This window comes from Grimontia celer (assembly GCF_900055185.1).
In the GTDB taxonomy this organism is placed as follows: Bacteria; Pseudomonadota; Gammaproteobacteria; order Enterobacterales; family Vibrionaceae; genus Enterovibrio; species Enterovibrio celer.
On the sequence record NZ_FIZX01000001.1, the window covers coordinates 2302070 to 2322919 of the forward strand.

Here is a 20850-nt window from a genome sequence, read left to right on the forward strand (position 1 = left end):
TGTCATGTCAGTCACTATCTATCACAACTCTCGTTGCTCCAAGAGCCGTCAAACCCTAGCGCTGCTCGAAGAAAAGGGCATTCAGCCAGACGTTGTGGCTTATCTGGAAACACCGCCTTCTGCAGACACACTTAGAACCTTGCTGGGGCAGTTGGGCTTCGACTCTCCGCGCCAAATGATGCGTACCAAAGAAGCCATCTACAAAGAGCTACAACTGGCAGATGCGACTGACGAGCAACTGATCCAAGCAATGGTTGAAAATCCAAAGCTGATTGAACGCCCAATTGTTGTCGCAAATGGCAAAGCGGCTATGGGTCGCCCACCAGAAAACGTATTGACCATTCTGTAATGACTGAGATTCTGGTTCTCTATTATAGCCGCCATGGCGGGACTAGAAGCATGGCCCGCCTAATTGCCCGCGGTATAGAAGCATCAGGTGCAGTAGCGAGATTACGCACCGTGCCAGACATTTCTGTTGTTGGCGAATCGCCATCAACAGAGACGCCGGAAGACCCATATGTATCGATAGAGGATCTGAAAACCTGCCATGGTATGGCTCTTGGTAGCCCTGTACGTTTTGGCAACATGGCAGCACCGCTCAAGCACTTTATCGATAGTACAGCCAAAGATTGGCTGGCGGGCACTTTGATTGGAAAACCAGCCATGGTGTTTACGTCAGGGTCTATGCCCCACGGTGGGCAGGAAACCACGCTTAATACCATGATGTTGCCACTGCTCCATCACGGTATGGTGATTGTCGGTCTGCCACATTCAGAACCTGCCCTGCACACAACACAAGGTGGTGGCTCACCTTATGGGCCTTCACACATTACGGGTGAAGGCAGACGTCAGCCAGATGCTGACGAGAAAAGCCTCGCTATTGCTGGCGGTAAGCGTCTGGCTGAAATAGCCACGCGCCTCAAAGATTGATAAAAGGAGTTATCCCGTTGTTTTCTTCCAGTTCAACACTGCGACCTCTGGCTCTCGGGTCGTATTTGGCACTCATTGGCTGGGTCGCTATGTGGCATGGTGTGATTTCACCACACCCACATGTGAACCCAATCGGTGTCGCTATTGCTTGGATACTCCCACTGCTTTTGCCTCTTTTGGGTATTTTAAGAGGTAAGGCCTATACGCACGCCTGGGCAAACTTCATTTTGATGTTCTATTTCCTGCATGCGTTGACCATTCTCTGGGTCGATGTGGGTGAGCGTTGGCTGGCTGCTATTGAACTGGCGCTGACTTCGTTTTCTTTTGTCTGCAACGTATATTACGCCAAGCGCAAAGGACAAGAAGAGGGGCTGGGACTGAAGAAACTCTCCCAAGTCGAGAAAGAAGAAAAAGCGCGTTTCGAGCAATAAACCCCAAATCGCAAGCAACAAAAAAGCAGGTTTCTCAACCTGCTTTTTTTGAATCCAATAGATGCTACTTAGCCAATCCACTCATACTGAATCGCCACTTCTACTGGCTCTGGAGCGGGTGTTGGCTCAACAGGCACAATCACACCATCAACATTTTCTGTGACAACTGGTGCCTCCACTTCCACCATTGGTTGCGGCAGAGCTTCGACTCGGCGAAGACGACGGTCAACCATCATCTCGTTGTGGAAGATATCTTCAGAAGCCAGAAGGCTGACTCGAAAAGTAGCGGTACCATCTACTATTGATTCCAATCGCAATGAAGCGACTGAATTCAAGCCTTTCAACGTACGCTCTATGACAAAGAAGTCTTCTGCATCGTCAAGCCCTGACACTTCCAATGCTTTTGCGCCGCTATCAGCTACACCAAGGTTCACTGCCAAGCGACCCGCATAGAAGTCAGCCATTTCATCAATCATGGTGGCAAAAGCTTGTTCAGGTGAGCCTGAAGCCCGGCCTTCAACTGGCGCATCTTGTCCAATACCCGCAGCATTTGGGAAAAGCTGCCAACTTATGCGGTTGTTATGTACCTTTACCACCGCCACACCGGCTGGGTTGTATCTCGCACTAGCCTGAGCGATAGGTCCTGCGAACCCACCCCAAAGATCGGGAATAGACACTGCAACCACATCGTCAAAGTCACCCACAGGCATCAAAACAGGTAAACCTCTGCGCTCACCTTCTGCTTTCAGCTCGTTGATAAGCGGTGAAGCCGACTGCTCCCACACTACATTACGTTGCGAAGCGTTGTCCTCCACCAACCAAAACAGCACTTCAGGACGAGGAGTCCCCCAGTAAGTCGCTTGCGCTTGGGTTAACAGTGTGCGGATCTTGCGATCATCAAAACCTAGAATTAAAGAACGTTGACCTTCCACATCACCATAACCGAGCTGGGTGATGTATTGATTCACCGTTGGCAGTGCTTTTTGGATAACCTGATTATTACCCACTTCAGACTGACCAGATGCGCGGATCAGCACATCAATAAATGCCGTTTCTTTCGCAGCTTGTTCCGTTGCTGCATCGCTGTCATCCAACACCACTTCAGCACTGAACAATGAAGCGGCCATTGCACTGGTTTGCCCCAGTACGAGTGCCAAAACGAAAATGAAGGTTCGTAACATAAATTTGCCAGATAACTCGATTTTTAAACGTTGATCATAAAGTGAAGCCCTACTGTCAGCAATGGCTAAACACCGAAATTGAGTGTTATAACAACTGCTCAGGCCAGCGAAAACAATCTCTCTGTTACTTCATTGACAATTTTTCCGACAGAAAGTTTGTCAATCAGTGTGAAGTATACTGACAGTATGCAATAGCTCACTTAATTGCCCCTATAAATCATGATAGTATCCCGCGATTTTAAAAAACTCAGGAAGGTGCGTCATGATGCAAGTGTTACAAGGGGCACAAATGCTATTTGTTGCCTTTGGCGCGTTGGTGCTGGTTCCACTCCTTACGGGACTCGACCCTAACGTTGCTCTTTTCGGTGCCGGTATCGGTACCCTTCTTTTCCAAATCATCACCAAACGTTCTGTCCCCATTTTCCTCGCTTCCTCTTTTGCTTTTATTGCACCTATCTTGTTCGGTGTTCAAACTTGGGGTATCCCAGCAACCATGGGCGGCCTAATGGCTGCAGGCTTGGTGTATGTGTGCATGGGTGGGTTTATCAAAGTGCGTGGTGTCGGCTTCATCCACAAACTGCTGCCACCTGTGGTAGTAGGTCCGGTCATTATGGTGATTGGTCTGGGTTTAGCACCTGCTGCCGTCAACATGGCGGTGGGTAAATCGGGTGACGGTGCCATTCAGTTGGTCGATGGCTCAGTGGCACTTTGGATTTCGGCGGTTTCACTCATCACAACCATCGCTGTATCGGTGTTCGCTAAAGGCTTCTTCAAGCTGGTACCGATTCTGGCAGGTATCGTGTCAGGCTATGTGGTTGCCCTTTTCTTTGGCGTAGTGGACTTTTCTCCGGTCCAAAACGCAGCGTGGCTGGCTATGCCAAACTTCACGGCACCAGAATTCAACATCAACGCAATCCTGTTCATGATCCCAGTAGCCATAGCCCCTGCCGTTGAACACGTTGGCGACATGCTGGCAATTTCAAATGTAACCAACAAAGACTACCTGAAAAAACCAGGTCTTCACCGCACCATGGCGGGCGACGGTGTTGCCACCATGGCTGCTTCGATGTTTGGCGCACCACCTAACACAACGTACAGTGAAGTGACGGGCGCTGTAATGCTGACCCGCGCTTTCAACCCAGCCATCATGACCTGGGGCGCAATCACCGCGATTGTATTGGCCTTCGTTGGTAAGTTAGGTGCGATTTTGCAGACCATTCCCGTTCCTGTCATGGGCGGCATCATGATTTTGCTGTTTGGCTCTATCGCGACCGTCGGTTTGAACACTCTGATCAAGAACCAAGTCGACCTGCATAAAGCACGTAACCTCGCCATTGTGGCTGTGACTCTGGTCTTTGGTATCGGCGGTATGGCATTTGGCATTGGTGAGTTCAGCCTTCAGGGCATCAGCCTTTGTGGTATTGTTGCGATTTTGCTGAACCTCATTCTGCCGCATGACATGGGTGAAACCCACGTTGTCGATAACGCGCAGATGGAAGATTAATTCTCCGCACCAAACGAAAAGAGGCTTCCAAGTGGAAGCCTCTTTCATATCTCGATTTTGTTCAGTTTACTTAGTACCGAAAATCTTATCGCCCGCATCTCCCAGACCCGGAACGATGTAGCCTTTGTCATTCAGTTTTTGGTCGATAGCCGCAGTGTACAATTCAACATCCGGGTGCGCTTTTTCCAGTGCTTCAATGCCCTCTGGCGCTGCAACAAGCACCAATACTTTAATGTTGTCACAGCCGTGCTCTTTCAGCAGGTCGATGGTCGCAATCATAGAACCACCGGTTGCCAGCATTGGGTCAACCACCAGCGCCATACGCTCATTAATGTTGCTCGCCAGCTTGTGGAAATAAGGAACTGGCTCCAGGGTTTCCTCATCACGGTAAATACCTACCACGCTGATACGTGCACTTGGAATGTGCTCCAAAACCCCATCCATCATGCCCAGACCTGCACGCAGGATTGGCACAACCGTCACTTTCTTACCTTTGATGCGGTCGATTTCAACCGGGCCATTCCAGCCTTCAATGGTCACTTTTTCAGTTTCGAAATCTGAAGTCGCTTCATAGGTCAGCAGGCTGCCTACTTCTGTCGCCAACTCACGGAAACGCTTGGTGCTGATATCACCCTCACGCATAAGACCGATTTTGTGTTTTACCAGCGGGTGCTTAACTTCGACGACTTTCATGACAGACTCCTGCAAAAAACAAATTCCACGAATTATACACAAGAAAATTCGGTGGAATAGTTACATACAACTGGTTGCGCTTTTTTAAGCCAAATTCGCTGCTTTGAACCTGACGCAAACGTTTTCCTTTTTGAAATACCGCTGTTAAAATGGCGCCGCTTTTTAGTCCATAACTCGGTAAGGATCCCCAGTGAGCGATAATAAGTCTTCTCTAAGCTACAAAGATGCAGGTGTAGATATCGATGCAGGTAACGCCCTGGTCGACAGAATTAAAGGCGTTGTTAAGCGCACTCGTCGTCCTGAAGTGATGGGTGGCATCGGTGGTTTCGGTGCACTCTGTGAACTGCCTACAAAATACAAACAGCCAGTACTGGTTTCAGGTACTGACGGTGTAGGTACCAAACTTCGCCTGGCGATGGATCTGAAAAAACACGACACCATTGGTATCGACCTGGTGGCAATGTGTGTGAATGACCTGATTGTTCAGGGTGCTGAGCCGCTGTTCTTCCTTGATTACTACGCAACAGGCAAGCTGGACGTTGATACAGCTGCTGACGTGGTAACGGGTATCGGTGAAGGCTGCCTGCAATCCGGCTGTGCGCTTATCGGTGGTGAGACTGCCGAAATGCCGGGCATGTATCACGGTGAAGATTACGACGTGGCAGGTTTCTGTGTCGGCGTGGTTGAGAAAGAAGACGTTATCGACGGCTCTAAAGTCGCTCAAGGTGATGCCATCATCGCTGTGGCTTCCTCTGGCCCTCACTCTAACGGCTACAGCCTTGTTCGCAAGATCATCGAGGTTTCAGGCGCAGACGTTAACGCTGAGCTTGACGGCAAAACACTGGCTGATCACCTACTGGAGCCAACACGAATCTATGTGAAGCCTGCACTGAAGATGCTGGAAAGCTGTGATGTTCACGCTATCTCACACATCACAGGTGGCGGGTTCTGGGAAAACATTCCTCGCGTTCTGCCAGAGGGCACCAAAGCCGTGATCGATGGCAACAGCTGGGAATGGCCTGTTATTTTCAACTGGCTACAGGAAAACGGTAACGTGACCGAGCACGAAATGTACCGTACCTTCAACTGTGGCGTAGGCCTCGTAGTTGCACTACCTGCAGAGCAAGCACAAAAAGCGATCGACATCCTGAATCAGGAAGGCGAAAGCGCATGGCTGCTGGGCACCATCGAGAACGCTGCGGCTGGCGAAGAACAGGTAGAGATCAAGGGGTAACCATGAAAAAGCTGGTTGTTCTGGTTTCTGGAAACGGCTCAAATCTTCAGGCGATCATCGATCGCTGTCATGGCAATAACGGTATTGAAATTTCGGCTGTTATTGCAAACAAAGAAGATGCATACGGCCTCACCCGCGCAAAAGACGCTGGCATTGAGGCGGTTGTTGTGCCCAGCAAAGGGATTTCAGACCGGAGCCAATATGACAGTCAGCTGATGGCGACCATCGATGAATACTCGCCTGACCTGATTGTGTTGGCGGGTTTCATGCGTATCCTGACGCCAGAGTTTGTCCGTCACTATCAGGGCAAGATGCTGAACATCCACCCTTCCCTATTGCCGAAATACACCGGCCTCAACACCCACCAGCGTGCTATTGACGCAGGAGATGATGAGCACGGCACTTCTGTACATTTCGTGACGGAAGAGCTCGACGGTGGCCCCGTCATTCTTCAGACCAGAGTGCCGATTTTTGAAGATGACGACGCCGACAGTGTATTTGGACGCGTTCAGGAGCAAGAACACCGTATCTACCCATTGGTGGTTGAGTGGTTCTGCCAAGGCAGGCTCAACATGGCGAATGATAAAGCCGTGATGGATGGCGAAGTGCTGGGACAATCCGGCTACGCAGCTGATTAATTCCGTTTACCGGACAGAAAAAACGCGCCCTTGCGGCGCGTTTTTTTATTGTCGAAGATCGCGTTACGAATCAGAATCGATAACCTTACTCTCTGATTGCGCCTCGATATCTGCGCGATTGCAAGTAATCACTTCACCCAAATGGAACACACAATATTCACCCGGCTGCATCTTGTGCCAGGTTTCATTGTTGGTCAGTGGCTGGGTCGCAATCACTGTCACCACATCATTCGGTGTGGTTTCTTCCTGGAAGTCGACGGTGACTTCTTCATCAATCAGGCTGGCTTTGCCAAACGGCGCACGACGGGTAATCCAGTGAAGGTTATTGGTGCAATACGCCATCACATAGTCACCGTCACTGAACAGCATGTTAAATACGCCCAGTTCACGCAGTTTGTCGCAGCGGCTGGCGATAAAACGGAACACTTCCGTCATATCGTGCGGCTTGTCCGGGTAGTGCTTTTCAATCTCGTGCAGCAAATAGCAGAAGGCTTTTTCACTGTCCGTTTCACCCACAGGTTTGAAGTGTCCAGTCGGCAAATCGTCGTAATCTGACAATTGCCCATTGTGGGCGTAAGTCCAGTAGCGTCCCCAAATTTCGCGGGTAAACGGATGAGTATTCTCCAGATTGACTTCGCCGCGGTTCGCCTGACGAATATGGCTTATCACGGCGCAGCTTTTTATCGGATAACTCTGAACAAGCTCAGCAATTTTTGAGTCGCAGCTCGGGTTCGGATCTTTAAACGTTCGGAACCCTTTGCCTTCGTAAAAGACAATGCCCCAGCCATCACGGTGAGGGCCAGTATTGCCCCCTCGCTGGATCAAGCCGGTAAAGCTAAAACAAATGTCCGTCGGTACATTGGCACTCATGCCAAGCAGTTCACACATTCCTTTACGTTATCCTTATTTTTCCATTTCTTTTTCAACAAGCTGGATCAGGATGTGGATGATCTTAATATGCACTTCCTGAATGCGGTCCGCATAGCCAAAGTGCGGTACACGGATTTCGATGTCTGCCAAGCCAGCCATTTTACCGCCATCTTTACCCGTCAGCATGATGCTCTTCATGCCTTTCTCTTTTGCAGCATCAATCGCTTTCAGCACGTTACCTGAGTTACCTGACGTCGACAGACCAAACAGTACATCGCCTTTTGCGCCTACCGCCTGAACATAACGAGAGAAAACGTATTCGTAGCCAAAGTCATTCGATACACAAGAAAGGTGGCTAGGGTCAGAGATTGCAATGGCCGGATAACCAGGGCGGTTTTCACGGTAGCGGCCCGTCAGCTCTTCAGCAAAGTGCATCGCATCACAGTGTGAACCACCATTACCACAAGACAGCACTTTACCGCCTGCTTTGAATGAATCTGCCAGCAGTTTCGCCGCCGCTTCAATATCTGCAATGTTTTTGTCGTCACTTAGAAACGCGTTAAGCACCTGAGCCGCTTCATTGAGCTCTGAGCGAATGAGATCTTGGTACATGGGCAATTCTCTATTTTAATGTTGAGTCATCCTTTACCAACCGCATTATCGATGACGATCGGGAGGATTTGATGGCAGGGCAAGCGCCCAAAAATATTAGAAGCAGTGTACCCGCAAAAAGATGAGGCTGTCGATAATCTGCCTCACCTTATGCTTCTCTCGGAAAAACAATCGTCTGAAAACTGAACACTGTTTCATTTAATTTCTCTGTGAAGTGATGTGCACATTTTTACCGGTCACTGTTTTACATTCTCTTAAAAACCTGCTTACAATTAAGTGGTATGACCTCTTACCATTTAAGATTGGGTTGAAGGATAAGGAGAACCGAAAATGGCGACAACCCTGTACCTGATAACGTTTCTGGCACTGATGGCGATACTTGCGTATCACCGTGCAGGCTTGAAACTGTTCACCGCCGCTGCTGCGGGAATGTTAATTGTTGGCTCTGTGATGGGCATTGTTGGCCAAATCAGCTGGCTGGTGTTCATTGCGATTGCGATTCCTTTGAATGTACGTTCATTCCGTGAGTCTTGGCTGAGTAAGCCTGCGTTGAAGATGTTTAAAGGCGTGATGCCTGAAATGTCTCAGACCGAAAAAGAAGCGATTGACGCAGGTACTGTCTGGTGGGAAGCCGATCTTTTCCGTGGAGCGCCAGATTGGAACAAGCTGCACGATATCCCTGCGCCACGCCTGAGCGCAGAAGAACGCGCATTCCTTGAGGGTCCGGTGAACGAAGTATGTCGCATGGTTAATGACTATCAGGTCACCCATGAGTTGGCGGATCTGCCACCGGAAGTTTGGCAGTACCTGAAGGACAACAAGTTCTTCGCCATGATCATCAAAAAGGAATACGGTGGTCTTGAGTTTTCTGCTTACGCGCAATCACTGGTTTTACAAAAGCTGACCGGTGTCTCCGGCGTGCTTTCCTCAACAGTCGGTGTGCCTAACAGCCTGGGTCCTGGCGAGCTGTTGCAACACTATGGCACCACAGACCAGAAAGATTACTACTTGCCACGTCTGGCCAATGGTCTTGAAATTCCATGTTTTGCACTGACCAGTCCAGAAGCTGGTTCTGATGCGGGCTCTATCCCTGATGAAGGCTTTGTCACTAAAGGCATGTGGCAAGGCAAAGAAGTGCTGGGTATGTCGATCACATGGAACAAGCGTTACATCACGCTGGCGCCAGTGGCGACAGTACTGGGTCTGGCGTTCAAACTGAGAGATCCTGAGGGACTGCTGGGCGATAAAGAAGAGATGGGTATCACCTGTGCTCTGATCCCGACCGATATCGAAGGCGTGGACATTGGTCGTCGTCACTTCCCTCTGAACCTGCCATTCCAAAACGGTCCTACCCGCGGCGAGAGCATCTTCGTTCCACTTGATTTCATTATCGGCGGTCCAGAAATGGCCGGTCAGGGTTGGCGTATGCTGGTTGAATGTCTGTCTGTTGGCCGTGGTATTACCCTGCCTTCAAACTCGACAGGTGGCCTGAAAGCCGCTGCGCTGGCGACTGGTGCTTATGCCCGTATTCGCCGTCAATTCAAATTGCCTATCGGTAAAATGGAAGGTATTGAAGAGCCACTGGCGCGCATCGGCGGTAACGCCTATGTGATGGACGCCGCCAGTGCACTCACCGTGGCCGGCATCGATTTAGGTGAGAAACCGTCGGTCATCTCTGCCATAGTGAAATACCACTGTACCCACCGTGGTCAACGTGGCGTGATTGACGCTATGGACGTCGTCGGTGGTAAGGGTATCTGTCTAGGCCCGAAGAACTTCCTGGCCCGTGGCTATCAAGGTGCACCGATTGCCATTACGGTTGAAGGTGCGAACATTCTGACCCGTTCAATGATCATCTTTGGTCAAGGTGCTATCCGTTGTCATCCATTCGTTCTGGAAGAAATGAACGCTGCTTACAAAGAAGACGAACGTGAAGCATTGGCTGGTTTTGACCAGGCACTGTTTGGCCATGTCGGCTTTGTGATTAGCAATCTGGTTCGCTCTGTCTGGCTGGGTCTGACTGACGGTCGCACTTCCAGCGTACCACGTAAAGACGAAACAGCGCGCTACTACCAACAGATGAACCGCTATGCTTCTAACCTGGCGCTGTTATCAGATATTTCAATGGCAGTGCTGGGTGGCAACTTGAAGCGAAAAGAACGCCTTTCTGCCCGCTTGGGTGATGTTCTGAGCCAATTGTATCTGGCTTCGGCAACCATGAAGCGTTATGCCGACGAAGGTTACCAAAAAGCGGATCTGCCCTTGGTTCACTGGGGCATGCAAGATGCTATGTACCAAACGGAAGAAGCGCTGGATGATTTCCTTGCCAACTTCCCTGCCCGCTGGGTAGCTGCACCGCTGCGTGTCCTGTTGTTCCCATTCGGCACGCGCCGCACAAAACCAAGCGATTCACTGGATGGTAAAGTCGCTGCGATCCTACAAACGCCAGGAGAAACCCGTAGCCGCATCGGCCGCGGTCAGTTCCTGGAAGCCTCTGAGCACAATGCCGTAGGTAAGATTGAAAAAGCCCTATTGGATATCCTTGCCGCAGAGCCTGTCTATCAGAGAGTCTGTGACTCGACAGGCCAGAAACTGCCATTTATGTTCCTCGATAAAGTGGCAGAGGTTGGTCTTCGTGAAGGCGCAATTTCAGAGAAAGAAGCGGACATCTTACGCATTGCAGAGGAAGGTCGCCTCGAAACCATCAATGTTGATGATTTTGACCCTGCCGAGCTGGCTGCCGCGAGCAAAGCGTTGGATCAAGTCGTTCACGCTGCGTAACAGCAAATCCAATAACGACAAAAGGAGAAGCTAAGCTTCTCCTTTTTCTTTGCACTGAATAATCTAATTAAGCAGCTTTGTCTGGCTCCTCCGGTGGTGGCGCTTCCAGATCTTCTTCTGACTCTGCTGCCAGCTTCTTACGCTTGATCATACGAACAACAAACCAGCCACCAACAGCCAAAATAAGAAGTAAAATGTTGCCACCGATGATAGTAATCATCGCCATCTTTCTGTCTGCTTCGCGTTTTTCCGCGGCAATACGCTCGTCTTCTATACGTTTACGCTCTGCTTCACGTTCTTCCCGCTCCAGCTTAGCTTGCTCTATCGCTTCATAGTCGGCCACTGCAAACGTCTGCTCAGGAAGATGGAACATCAAAGGACGGCCTGACAGCTTATCTGTACCGTACAACCAGGCATGCCACTTATGGCGCCCAGGTTCTTCAAAATTATCAATGTCCACCGTCAGTGCGGTGTAATCTTCACCGGCAACGCCCTGATAGACAGAAGACTTGCCGTTAGGATCAATAAACTCAGAGTGCGCAGCAATCGAACCGGTCTCGATACTGGCAGTGTCTGACTCCACCAGCAAATGGTGGGGCAGAGCTTTCTTGCGGCTTTGTTTGAATGTTGCCATCAAAGGCGTTGGGTACACTAAGACTTCCTGCTCAAGGGTGCGGAAGAACACCCCATTCCCCGAAGTCACTCTTGCACGGTATTTCCCCGGGTGAACATTGATCGGCAATTCGACCGTAAATACACCATCACCAGCGTATTCATCTAATCCTGCCCCATCATCTTTGAATCGGCCAAGCGACATGGCCTGCGGGCGCTGATCAACCGGAATATCGTCCACACTTTCCAAAAACTCAGTAAAAGTGACTGTCAACTCAACGCGATCGAGGAAATCCCTTAGATTCAGGGGTACTTCACCTTGCATCAACCGCGCAGTGAATTTCAGGGTTTCACCTTGGTAAAGACGATCAGGGAAGGTATCGACCTTCATATTGAGGTCAGACAGGATGCGGATTTTGTTTTCCGGCGTCACCTTGCCAATAGCCTGCCATGGGCCCGGCATAGGATTTTGAATTGAAATAATGTCCATGTCTGACTCTTTGTGCCAGGAGACATTGTCGGGGTGGCGAAAATCATAGATTTTAGAGCCGTCTGGCTGCACTAGCACAACCGGGCGGCTCGGGTTCTGGCGGTAGATAACAAAAGCAACCTGAGTAATGGTGGAATCGATACGGAAGCGGTTGTTGAGTAACCGTATGTCACGATCCGATGTCTGCTCCGCCGCGACGTTGAACGCCATCAGCAGAGTGAGCAGCAACCCAGCCCACCTTGTTTTCATACACTCTCCTGTTGCCTCCATAGGCAGCTGCCATTCTTTTCGATGATATCCAGCTGCTTTTCATGTTCACTTAGTTCATCGGCAGAGGCACTGATAATCTTTAGCTTTTTCGTACCGGCTTCAACACGTCGAATAGCTTCGCCACCGCCACCTTCATCATTTGAGTCACCGGCATTGAACTTCAATGTCGTTTGACCACCTGTCATCAACAGGTAAACGTCGGCCAGTATCTCGGCATCGAGCAATGCGCCGTGCAGGGTACGGTGAGAGTTATCTATGCCATAACGTTCACAGAGAATATCAAGGTTGTTTCGCTTGCCCGGGAAGATCTTCTTCGCCATGGCAAGTGTGTCAGTTACCTTGCAGAAATCGTCCGTCTTACCAATCGACGGGTCCAACATCTGGAATTCATAGTCCATGAAGCCGGTATCGAAGGGCGCGTTATGGGCGACAAGTTCTGCACCTTTTATAAATTCGAGGAATTCGGCATGGATATCGCCGTATTCCGGCTTATCACGCAAAAATTCATCGGTAATACCGTGTACGGAAATCGCTTCCGGATCGATTTCGCGATCAGGCTTGATATACACGTGAAAATGGCGACCGGTCAGCTTGCGGTTAATGATTTCCACTGCACCGATTTCAATGATGCGGTGGCCTTCATAATGCGGACCACCTTCACGGTTCATACCCGTGGTTTCCGTATCGAGAACGATAATTCTGTCGTAACTGGCTTTCATAGCGGCACTTGTGTCAGACTTGGCGATTAATTTCCACAGATACTAACAAATATGGTCAAGCAGGTAGAAATTTTCACGGACGGTTCTTGTCTCGGCAATCCGGGGCCGGGTGGTTATGGCGTAGTTATGCGCTATAAACAACATGAAAAAGAGATGAGCGAAGGCTTTGCGCTCACCACCAATAACCGCATGGAACTGCTGGCTGCCATTGTTGGGCTGGCAAGCCTGAAAGAGTCCTGCAACGTAACTCTGACTACCGACAGTCAATACGTACGTCAGGGTATCACACAGTGGATACACAACTGGAAGAAGCGCGGTTGGAAAACAGCCGACAGGAAGCCTGTAAAAAATGCTGACCTTTGGCAACGTCTGGATACTGAAACCCAGCGTCATACTGTGGACTGGCAATGGGTGAAAGGCCATGCGGGGCACCCGGAAAACGAACGCTGTGATGAATTAGCAAGAACAGCGGCAGAAAACCCGACAGGGCCAGATGAAGGTTACATTCCTTCCGAGTAAATATCTCAACCGCCGGTGCGGTAATTCACACTCACCGGCGATAGCGACTTTTTGAGCTTCCATTTCGGTTTGATTGGCTTCAGGGGATAAGTTCGCTTGCGGGCAACAATAAAATAGAGCGAGCCAATTGCTGGTAACAGTCCTGAGCAAGCATTCTCAAACCATACGCCACATGTACGGTGACGCGTCGCCGGAATCAGTCCGAAACATGACATTTCTACAATTTCGTAGTTAAGCACCCCCAACCAGTCTCTAACTCGCAATGGCGTAAACATTCGCCCATTCCAAGGCAGTTGATTTTTACGCCATGGGATTAATCGACCGATCCCCATCAAACTACTGGGATTTACTCCTGAAAGGATCAGGTAGCCATCGTCTATCATGACACGGTCAATTTCACGCAACAGCCGATGAGGGTCATCAGTGTAGTCGAGCTGGTTGGCGAGAATGCAAACGTCGAAGGCTTTATCTAAGAAAGGCAGGTCGTAGTTTTCCGCTTCCATGTTTCGTAACGGATTTAGCTTATCGATACAGACCTGATGCTGGATGTTACAATGCCCGGTCACCATTTCACAGCTAAGGCCACCAAGCTTCAGCATGTGATAACCGAACAGTCTGGGCAACCACTCATCCAGCCGCGTTTGTACATGCGTACACGCCCATTCGCCATGTGCGAATTGGTCCCACGTATAAGGGTATTCCAGTGGACGTTGGCTGCGTGCTGGTTTCATAGTGTTTTTGAGTTATAGCTGGAGAGAGTCAATGCTATCTGTAACAAGCATACCTGCATTCAATGATAATTACATCTGGCTACTAAAAAATGATGACAATCATTGCGTTGTCGTCGATCCAGGTGATGCTGCACCCGTGCTTGAAACCCTGAATAACGAAGGGCTGACGCTGGATGGGATACTGGTTACCCACCATCACAATGACCACATCGGTGGTATCCATACATTGCTGGATCACTTTCCAAATCTCACAATTTATGGCCCAACGACCGAGCGCTTCCCCATGGTCAATCAACCGCTCAAACATGGTGACAGTTTTACACTGTTCAATGCTGACTTTACAGTTTTCCAAGTTCCGGGACATACGCTGGACCACGTTGCTTATTACGCTGAAGGCATGCTGTTCTGCGGTGACACTCTCTTTTCAGGTGGATGTGGCAGATTGTTCGAAGGTACACCTAAACAAATGCACCAATCTCTGACGCACCTGGCATCTTTACCCGAAAATACACTGGTGTTTTGTGCGCATGAATACACGCTTTCGAACCTGAAATTTGCTCAAGCGGTAGAACCGAACAATACTGCGCTTAACGAGTATGTTGTTGAAGCACAGGCAGTTCGTGCCAAAAATGTACCAACGTTACCCAGTTCGATTGGGCGAGAGAAGCGTATCAACCCCTTCCTTCGCGCCCACATAGACAGTGTTAAAGCCGCCGTGAGTCAAGGTGCGACTGACTCTACGGATACCGAAACTTTTGCGGCACTCAGACGCTGGAAAGATGAATTTTGACACAAGTCACTTGTAAGCAGGAGTTCCGGCCGAGTATCATCATCGGCCATTTTTTGAAAGGTCAAAGATTAATGAAGTTCCGTTATGTGCTAGTTGGATCGATGTTCCTCGCAGGATGCCAAATTACCGGCCAGAGTGATGTCGCAACCACGACTAACACGCCAGAGCAACAGGAAAAAGCGCTCCTAAAGACTGACATCGTTCAGACGCCAGTAAAAACCGAAAAGGTTGAGGAGACCACACCTGTCATCACGCCTCAAACACAGGACGATGTCTGGGAACGGATTGCTATGCAACTTGAGATGCCCGTGCCTGAAAACAAGCGCGTTAATTACTACCGCAACTGGTACTTAAAGCATCCGCAACACCTCAAAACAGTCTCTGAACGCGCTGAACCTTTCCTTTACCTCATCACTGAGAAAGTGGAGGAGCGTGGCATTCCACTCGAAATTGCACTGCTGCCTGTTGTAGAAAGCTCATTTGATCAATTCGCCTATTCTCACGGTCGTGCAGCGGGTTTGTGGCAATTTGTACCTGACACAGGCCGCCGTTTTGGCTTGGAGCAAAACTGGTGGTATGACGGCCGTCGTGATGTGGTCGCATCAACAGATGCTGCATTGGATTTGTTGGAGTACCTACACAAGAAATTTGATGGTGACTGGCTGCATGCGCTGGCCGCTTATAACACCGGTGAAGGTCGCGTGTTCAGAGCAATCAAAAAGAACAAAGCCAAGGGGCTGCCAACTGACTTCTGGCATCTGTCCTTACCAAAGGAAACCAGCGGCTATGTACCCAAGCTGATCGCCGTTGCAGATGTGGTCAAGAACAAAGAACGTTATGGTTTGGATCTGCCAGCAATTGCCAATAAACCTGTGGTTGAACAAGTAGAGCCAGGTGTGCAGATGGACTTGGCGCTGGCAGCTAACTACGCTGGTCTGTCTCTGTCTGAGCTCCAAAGCCTGAACCCTGCATATAACCACTGGGCGACAGCGCCAGACGGTACAAATCACCTACTACTGCCAAAAGAAAATGTGGCTCGCTTTAATAGCAATCTGACAGAAAACAACAATCAGGGCATCAAAGTCACCCGCTACAAGGTAAAAAGCGGTGACTCTCTGGGTCTGATTGCAAAGCGTCACAATACAACAGTAAAAGTGATACAACGAGCCAATAGCTTAAAAGGAACCAATATCCGCGTAGGCGAGCACCTACTGATTCCTGTATCCCTAAAAGATGAGGGTCAGTACACGCTAAGTGCACCACAGCGTCTGGCCAAGCTAACCAGCAAGAAACGCGGTGATATCAAACTTACTCATACCGTTCAAAAAGGTGATAGTTTCTGGACTATCGCACGCAAACATAGCGTGTCACATACTTCGCTGGCGCGCTGGAATGGTATGGCACCGAAAGATCCGCTGCGTATTGGTCAGGACTTGGTGATTTGGAAAAAAGCCGATGAAGGCGCACGTATTCGTACTATTTTCTACCAAATCCGTGAAGGTGATTCACTGAGCGGCATTGCAGCACGCTACAAGGTGTCAGTATCGGACTTGGTGAAATGGAACTCGCTGAAGAAGAACGCATATATCCAGCCAGGACAAAAACTGAAACTGTATATAGATGTCACCAAAGTGAGCGCTTAGCTTCTAGTTTGTGAAAAAAAGCGCACAGCGTTTTCGCTGCGCGCTTTTTTGTATCAACAAAATTGATTACATCACCATAGGGTGTCGCTTCATCATCCTGATACCTTCCCGCTTAAAGCAATCCACCACCGGGTTTTCCGCCATATCAGCCCGCCATACAAAAGAAAGTGAACGGGAGATATCTAACTCTGGTACGTTCAGCGCCACCAACTTTCCGTCTTCAATATACTGCTCAACATCTAAGTAAGGTAAGCAGGTGACATAAGGCCCATTGGCAACAAGACTTCGGATAACTGGAATATGCTCATACTCGCGCCAAACATCAAGGTCAGCGATATGACGAGAAATTGCGCTCTCAAATGCCATTCTTGTTCCCGAACCATGTTCACGCAAAATCCATTGAGCCTGCTCCAACTGCGCCATACTTACGCGTTCACGTTTGGCAAAAGGATGATGGGCTGCGGCCACAATCGTTAAGTGATCAGTACACCAAGGTTCTTGATGCAGCCGATTGTCATCAACCCGCCCTTCAATGATCCCAAGATCATATCGGTAATCCAATACACCCTGAATAATAGAGCTGGTACTTCGCACGCCTAAGGAAATTCGAATTTCTGGAAAGTCATTATCAATAATACTGATAAGGTCCGGAACCAGATGTTCTGCGGGGGTTTGACTTGCCCCAAGGCGGATTTCGCCGCTCAATAGGTGCTGGTCATAGAAGCCCATTTCTATCTGCTTGGCGTCTCTCAACAACCGCTTGGCCTTTGGTCGAAGCCACGCTCCCCAATGCGTCAGGATAAGGCGCTTCCCTTTCCGTTCAAAAAGCGGCCTGCCCAACATCTTCTCTAGCTGTGACAGCGACATACTGGTTGCAGATTGAGTCAAAGACAGCAAATCTGCCGCCTGACTGACGCTGCCGCAATCCGCCACGGCATCGAAAACTGCCAATTGTTTAAGTGAATAGCGCATGACTTCCCTCCCCGGAAAAGCAGCGAACGTTAAACCTTTTTCTTTTTATGGATTTATTGTACTCACCCTAAAAAAATCATCAATAAAACTGAATATAAAACAAAGGATTATCAATTGTACTTGACCACCCCGTCACACTTAGTCTGAAAGGGAAGTCAGGTACACCGCCCGACTCGAAGAAAAGGGAAAACACTATGAATAAACACAGGAGGGGAAGAAATGACAACTGCGTATTCTGATCACGACTTCGTCTCAGTGAAAGGCTTCTCTGCGGCTGAAATGATGTCCGAGGCAGAGCGCTATGCACTGAAGAAAATCAGCAAAAGAAGTGGGGCCACCATCAGTCTTGCTGTGCTGGCTGGCGCCTTTATTGGCCTCGCATTTCTTTTCTACATCACGGTCACCACTGGCAATGACAGCGCAAGTTGGGGAATGACCAGGCTGATTGGCGGGCTCGCATTCAGTATGGGCCTGATACTTATCGTCATCTTTGAGGGCGAATTGTTTACCAGCACAGTGCTTTCGAGTATCTCCTGGGCCAACAACCAGGTTGGCATCGGAAAGCTTTTCAGTACCTGGGGCAAGGTCTACCTAGGTAACTTTATCGGAGCAATGATTTTGTTAGCGCTGGTAACAGCAGCAGGGCTGTACCAATTGGATGGCGGTCAATGGGGGCTGAATGCACTCAATATCGCGCGGCATAAACTTCATCACACTTGGCTTGAAGCTTTCACGCTCGGCGTGCTCTGTAACATTCTTGTCTGCACAGCCATTTGGCTAACCTTTTGCTCTGCAAATCCTGTCGTCAAAGCTGTGATGACTATGCTGCCTGTCGCCATGTTCGTGTCTAGCGGTTTCGAGCACAGCATCGCCAACATGTTTATGGTTCCGCTGGGTATCGTCATTTCCCACTTTTCACCGGACGCTTTCTGGACGCAATTAGGGGTATCAGCATCAAGTTACGCTGACTTAACTGTTTCCCACTTTATCGTTAATAACCTTATCCCAGTAACCCTTGGCAACGTTGTCGGTGGTGCTGTACTGGTTGGCCTTGCCAACTGGGGGATTTATACAAAGCAAATGCAACAACCTGAAATGCTGGCCGTCAACTCGCCAGTGACACTCAATAAAGCCAGTAAGGATTCTGCCATGATGAACAAAATGAAAGTTAAAGATCTGATGAATACTAGCCCTATCGTATTGAAAGCCAATGATCGCACTGTAGATGCTATCGATGTGCTGCTTTCAAACCAACTGACTGGTGCTCCGGTTTGCGACAATCAACTACACGTGGTCGGCTTCTTCTCAGTGCATGATGTGATGGTCAACCTATGGTGTGAGGACTACCTACCAGATGCAGATCAATGCGTAAGCGACTTAATGAACGATGATGTGACAGCTCTTAGCGCCAACGAAAGCCTGATTGATGTCGCTGAATTTTTAGTCGTCGACAAAGAAAAAGCCTTTCCTGTTTCTGACATGGGTATTGCAACCAGCCTAAGCTATAAACCACTTAAAGACCGCGTTCGTGAAGCGAAAATGAGTAAACCTCATATCCTTCCAGTACTGGAAAACAATCGTCTAGTTGGCGTAATCTCCCGCTCAGATGTATTGAAAGCGATGCGCCCACTCTACAATGCGAATGAAACAATCAGTCAAATGTCACAAGCAATCTGAAAAAGAAAGGCAGCGTTAATCGCTGCCTTTTTCTTTTGCCTCATCAAACACAAAGCTCGCTTCGAGCCTCGCGTGATCAGAGGCGGGAGTATCGATAGATTTAGCGTGTTGTAACGCCACCCCACGATAAAATACGTGGTCCAACGGATGGCTGAAAACCCGTAGCCTTTCATCTGGCTGGAAATTCGCTTCCTTTAGCCCAATTAAACTTAACTTATCTCTCACGACAGACAGTCGTTCATTACTCCAGGTGTTTAAGTCTCCGGCAATAATCAAAGGGCCCTTAAGTGGCTCTACCGCTTCAACCAACGCATCCAGTTGCTCAGAATACTCAGTCACTCCATAAGTAAAATTGATACTGTGAAGGTTAATCACAGACAAAATCTCTCCATTGGAAAGCGAAAAAGCACTGTACAACGCACTCTTTGGTAATCGTAGGTAAGGCTCGACTTTGGTGTAAGCACATACCTTCACTGGTACTGCTTCAGACAATGTCATTACACCCGCAATCTCTCCATTGATCGCAAATGCATAGGCCTGATTACTATGCCAACCGCTCTCTTCCACATAGCTGAGCATTTGTGGTTTGGTTTGTGCTTCTTGAAGCAAAATGATGGTGTTGTCCGTCGCCAACGACCTAAGTTCAGTATCCCAACCTTCCAATTGCTGTTTATAGATATTCCATACAGCCATGTTTAAAGGCTTCGATACATCAATCCTCGAAGGGCTTTCGTACTCGCGGCATTTCACAGCACCTTGCCCGGAAGCAAGCTGAGGTGAGTCAGGGACATCAACGAGAAAGTAGACGCGAGCAATACCCAGTAGAAGAAATGCGGTAGTGAGAATAACCCAAAGGCTTCGAAGTTGATTCATAGTGCCGATTAGCGTTTAAGAACTAAACTAGCCTGAAGGATACACATAAACCACCACTCCCGCACAGGGATTTAAGAGCAAAGCCAAACACCAAAACGAAAAAAGCCTCAGCATTTCTGCTGAGGCTTGAAGATGGCAGGGGTGGAGGGATTCGAACCCCCAACACGCGGATTTGGAATCCGCTGCTCTGCCAATTGGAGCTACACCCCTGTTGCTGTTTTTAAGAGTTAGCTTCTCTTTAAGAAGTGGCGGAGCGGACGGGACTCGAACCCGCGACCCCCGGCGTGACAGGCCGGTATTCTAACCAACTGAACTACCGCTCCACACTTAAATTGGAAGCCTGGCGATGTCCTACTCTCACATGGGGAGACCCCACACTACCATCGGCGCTGTTACGTTTCACTACTGAGTTCGGCATGGAGTCAGGTGGGTCCATAACGCTATGGTCGCCAAGCAAATTCTGCTAAGTCTTCACCTTTAAAAAAGGTCAAAACCAAAATCTTGGAAAGCTGTTTCTGTGTTCTCTACACATTCAAGGTTCTATTCGAGTCCGTCAAAACCCCTTGGGTGTTGTATGGTTAAGCCTCACGGGCAATTAGTATCAGTTAGCTCAACGCCTCGCAGCGCTTACACACCTGACCTATCTACGTCGTAGTCTCCAACAACCCTTTAGAGGACTT

General features: G+C 49.2%; 20 protein-coding genes, 2 tRNA genes and 2 rRNA genes. 11 read left to right on the forward strand and 13 right to left on the reverse strand.

The window, feature by feature from the left end; genetic code table 11:
• The first annotated feature begins 4 nt into the window (after positions 1-4).
• From arsC to GCE9029_RS10180, 3 genes are read left to right on the forward strand one after another with little or no spacing between them, the layout of a single operon-like run.
• Positions 5-349: an arsenate reductase (glutaredoxin) gene (gene arsC, locus GCE9029_RS10170; RefSeq protein ID WP_062663058.1), complete on the forward strand. Its 345-nt coding sequence runs from the start codon at positions 5-7 to the stop codon at positions 347-349.
• Positions 349-930, forward strand: coding sequence for an NAD(P)H:quinone oxidoreductase (gene wrbA, locus GCE9029_RS10175; RefSeq protein ID WP_062663059.1), 582 nt, complete (start codon positions 349-351; stop codon positions 928-930). Before arsC ends, wrbA begins: the two co-directional genes overlap by 1 nt.
• A gap of 17 nt (positions 931-947) precedes the next feature.
• Positions 948-1361 carry a DUF2069 domain-containing protein gene (locus GCE9029_RS10180; protein ID WP_082804311.1) on the forward strand — a complete coding sequence of 138 codons (414 nt, stop codon included), beginning with the start codon at positions 948-950 and terminating at the stop codon, positions 1359-1361.
• A 68-nt stretch (positions 1362-1429) separates the two neighbouring features.
• Here the strand turns inward: GCE9029_RS10180 and GCE9029_RS10185 are convergent, their stop codons facing one another.
• Positions 1430-2542 carry a DUF2066 domain-containing protein gene (locus GCE9029_RS10185; protein WP_082804312.1) on the reverse strand — a complete coding sequence of 371 codons (1113 nt, stop codon included), beginning with the start codon at positions 2540-2542 and terminating at the stop codon, positions 1430-1432.
• Positions 2543-2804: 262 nt separating this feature from the next.
• Between GCE9029_RS10185 and GCE9029_RS10190 the strand changes: the two genes are divergently transcribed.
• Positions 2805-4046: a uracil-xanthine permease family protein gene (locus GCE9029_RS10190; protein ID WP_046302860.1), complete on the forward strand. Its 1242-nt coding sequence runs from the start codon at positions 2805-2807 to the stop codon at positions 4044-4046.
• 66 nt (positions 4047-4112) lie between these two features.
• Here the strand turns inward: GCE9029_RS10190 and upp are convergent, their stop codons facing one another.
• Entirely contained in the window at positions 4113-4739 is a 627-nt protein-coding gene (gene upp / locus GCE9029_RS10195) for a uracil phosphoribosyltransferase (RefSeq protein ID WP_002537967.1), read from the reverse strand.
• A gap of 190 nt (positions 4740-4929) precedes the next feature.
• Between upp and purM the strand changes: the two genes are divergently transcribed.
• Complete coding sequence (purM, locus tag GCE9029_RS10200) at positions 4930-5973, forward strand: phosphoribosylformylglycinamidine cyclo-ligase (protein WP_062663061.1); 1044 nt, start codon at positions 4930-4932, stop codon at positions 5971-5973.
• Positions 5974-5975: 2 nt separating this feature from the next.
• The gene (purN, locus tag GCE9029_RS10205; RefSeq protein ID WP_062663062.1) at positions 5976-6611 is read left to right on the forward strand and encodes a phosphoribosylglycinamide formyltransferase; all 636 of its coding nucleotides are present in this window, start codon (positions 5976-5978) and stop codon (positions 6609-6611) included.
• A gap of 63 nt (positions 6612-6674) precedes the next feature.
• Here the strand turns inward: purN and GCE9029_RS10210 are convergent, their stop codons facing one another.
• On the reverse strand, positions 6675-7499 hold the full coding sequence (locus tag GCE9029_RS10210; RefSeq protein WP_062663063.1) for a class II glutamine amidotransferase: 825 nt from the start codon (positions 7497-7499) through the stop codon (positions 6675-6677).
• A gap of 15 nt (positions 7500-7514) precedes the next feature.
• Positions 7515-8093: a D-sedoheptulose 7-phosphate isomerase gene (gene lpcA / locus GCE9029_RS10215; RefSeq protein ID WP_002537972.1), complete on the reverse strand. Its 579-nt coding sequence runs from the start codon at positions 8091-8093 to the stop codon at positions 7515-7517.
• 330 nt (positions 8094-8423) lie between these two features.
• On the opposite strand from lpcA, the gene fadE reads away from it, so the two are divergent.
• Complete coding sequence (fadE, locus tag GCE9029_RS10220; RefSeq protein WP_062663064.1) at positions 8424-10874, forward strand: acyl-CoA dehydrogenase FadE; 2451 nt, start codon at positions 8424-8426, stop codon at positions 10872-10874.
• A gap of 67 nt (positions 10875-10941) precedes the next feature.
• Here the strand turns inward: fadE and GCE9029_RS10225 are convergent, their stop codons facing one another.
• Together GCE9029_RS10225 and dnaQ are read right to left on the reverse strand one after the other, a co-directional pair.
• Entirely contained in the window at positions 10942-12225 is a 1284-nt protein-coding gene (locus GCE9029_RS10225) for a TIGR03503 family protein (protein ID WP_062663065.1), read from the reverse strand.
• Positions 12222-12965 (reverse strand): DNA polymerase III subunit epsilon, encoded by a 744-nt coding sequence (gene dnaQ, locus GCE9029_RS10230; RefSeq protein WP_062663066.1) that lies wholly within the window; start codon positions 12963-12965, stop codon positions 12222-12224. The genes GCE9029_RS10225 and dnaQ overlap by 4 nt, the downstream gene beginning before the upstream one ends.
• A gap of 51 nt (positions 12966-13016) precedes the next feature.
• On the opposite strand from dnaQ, the gene rnhA reads away from it, so the two are divergent.
• A complete protein-coding gene (rnhA, locus tag GCE9029_RS10235; protein WP_062663067.1) occupies positions 13017-13484 on the forward strand; it encodes a ribonuclease HI in 468 nt (155 codons plus the stop codon).
• A gap of 5 nt (positions 13485-13489) precedes the next feature.
• Here the strand turns inward: rnhA and GCE9029_RS10240 are convergent, their stop codons facing one another.
• Positions 13490-14215, reverse strand: a complete 726-nt coding sequence (locus GCE9029_RS10240) for a methyltransferase domain-containing protein (protein WP_062663068.1) — start codon at positions 14213-14215, stop codon at positions 13490-13492.
• 31 nt (positions 14216-14246) lie between these two features.
• On the opposite strand from GCE9029_RS10240, the gene gloB reads away from it, so the two are divergent.
• A complete protein-coding gene (gene gloB / locus GCE9029_RS10245; protein WP_062663069.1) occupies positions 14247-15005 on the forward strand; it encodes a hydroxyacylglutathione hydrolase in 759 nt (252 codons plus the stop codon).
• A 71-nt stretch (positions 15006-15076) separates the two neighbouring features.
• A complete protein-coding gene (locus GCE9029_RS10250) occupies positions 15077-16648 on the forward strand; it encodes a lytic transglycosylase (protein ID WP_062663194.1) in 1572 nt (523 codons plus the stop codon).
• 66 nt (positions 16649-16714) lie between these two features.
• Here the strand turns inward: GCE9029_RS10250 and GCE9029_RS10255 are convergent, their stop codons facing one another.
• A complete protein-coding gene (locus GCE9029_RS10255; protein WP_062663070.1) occupies positions 16715-17620 on the reverse strand; it encodes a LysR substrate-binding domain-containing protein in 906 nt (301 codons plus the stop codon).
• Between the two features lie 219 nt (positions 17621-17839).
• Between GCE9029_RS10255 and focA the strand changes: the two genes are divergently transcribed.
• Complete coding sequence (gene focA / locus GCE9029_RS10260; protein WP_062663071.1) at positions 17840-19297, forward strand: formate transporter FocA; 1458 nt, start codon at positions 17840-17842, stop codon at positions 19295-19297.
• A gap of 15 nt (positions 19298-19312) precedes the next feature.
• Here focA and GCE9029_RS10265 read toward each other — a convergent pair whose 3' ends face one another.
• The 5 genes from GCE9029_RS10265 to GCE9029_RS10285 all read right to left on the reverse strand — a co-directional run.
• Positions 19313-20170 carry an endonuclease/exonuclease/phosphatase family protein gene (locus GCE9029_RS10265; RefSeq protein ID WP_062663072.1) on the reverse strand — a complete coding sequence of 286 codons (858 nt, stop codon included), beginning with the start codon at positions 20168-20170 and terminating at the stop codon, positions 19313-19315.
• 133 nt (positions 20171-20303) lie between these two features.
• Positions 20304-20380 (reverse strand) — tRNA-Trp (locus GCE9029_RS10270).
• Positions 20381-20416: 36 nt separating this feature from the next.
• Positions 20417-20493 (reverse strand) — tRNA-Asp (locus tag GCE9029_RS10275).
• A gap of 15 nt (positions 20494-20508) precedes the next feature.
• Positions 20509-20624 (reverse strand): 5S ribosomal RNA (gene rrf / locus GCE9029_RS10280).
• A 120-nt stretch (positions 20625-20744) separates the two neighbouring features.
• Positions 20745-20850: ribosomal RNA gene (locus GCE9029_RS10285) — 23S ribosomal RNA — on the reverse strand; the annotation flags it as partial.

Bases quoted from the DNA above. Each gene is read 5' to 3' on its own strand.
- GCE9029_RS10255 (WP_062663070.1), bottom strand. From the start codon at position 17,620: ATGCGCTATTCACTTAAACAATTGGCAGTTTTCGATGCCGTGGCGGAT.
- GCE9029_RS10265 (WP_062663072.1), bottom strand. From the start codon at position 20,170: ATGAATCAACTTCGAAGCCTTTGGGTTATTCTCACTACCGCATTTCTT.
- upp (WP_002537967.1), bottom strand. From the start codon at position 4,739: ATGAAAGTCGTCGAAGTTAAGCACCCGCTGGTAAAACACAAAATCGGT.
- lpcA (WP_002537972.1), bottom strand. From the start codon at position 8,093: ATGTACCAAGATCTCATTCGCTCAGAGCTCAATGAAGCGGCTCAGGTG.
- wrbA (WP_062663059.1), top strand. From the start codon at position 349: ATGACTGAGATTCTGGTTCTCTATTATAGCCGCCATGGCGGGACTAGA.
- rnhA (WP_062663067.1), top strand. From the start codon at position 13,017: ATGGTCAAGCAGGTAGAAATTTTCACGGACGGTTCTTGTCTCGGCAAT.
- gloB (WP_062663069.1), top strand. From the start codon at position 14,247: ATGCTATCTGTAACAAGCATACCTGCATTCAATGATAATTACATCTGG.
- GCE9029_RS10210 (WP_062663063.1), bottom strand. From the start codon at position 7,499: ATGTGTGAACTGCTTGGCATGAGTGCCAATGTACCGACGGACATTTGT.
- GCE9029_RS10225 (WP_062663065.1), bottom strand. From the start codon at position 12,225: ATGAAAACAAGGTGGGCTGGGTTGCTGCTCACTCTGCTGATGGCGTTC.
- GCE9029_RS10190 (WP_046302860.1), top strand. From the start codon at position 2,805: ATGATGCAAGTGTTACAAGGGGCACAAATGCTATTTGTTGCCTTTGGC.
- GCE9029_RS10240 (WP_062663068.1), bottom strand. From the start codon at position 14,215: ATGAAACCAGCACGCAGCCAACGTCCACTGGAATACCCTTATACGTGG.
- focA (WP_062663071.1), top strand. From the start codon at position 17,840: ATGACAACTGCGTATTCTGATCACGACTTCGTCTCAGTGAAAGGCTTC.
- arsC (WP_062663058.1), top strand. From the start codon at position 5: ATGTCAGTCACTATCTATCACAACTCTCGTTGCTCCAAGAGCCGTCAA.
- GCE9029_RS10250 (WP_062663194.1), top strand. From the start codon at position 15,077: ATGAAGTTCCGTTATGTGCTAGTTGGATCGATGTTCCTCGCAGGATGC.
- purN (WP_062663062.1), top strand. From the start codon at position 5,976: ATGAAAAAGCTGGTTGTTCTGGTTTCTGGAAACGGCTCAAATCTTCAG.
- GCE9029_RS10185 (WP_082804312.1), bottom strand. From the start codon at position 2,542: ATGTTACGAACCTTCATTTTCGTTTTGGCACTCGTACTGGGGCAAACC.
- dnaQ (WP_062663066.1), bottom strand. From the start codon at position 12,965: ATGAAAGCCAGTTACGACAGAATTATCGTTCTCGATACGGAAACCACG.
- fadE (WP_062663064.1), top strand. From the start codon at position 8,424: ATGGCGACAACCCTGTACCTGATAACGTTTCTGGCACTGATGGCGATA.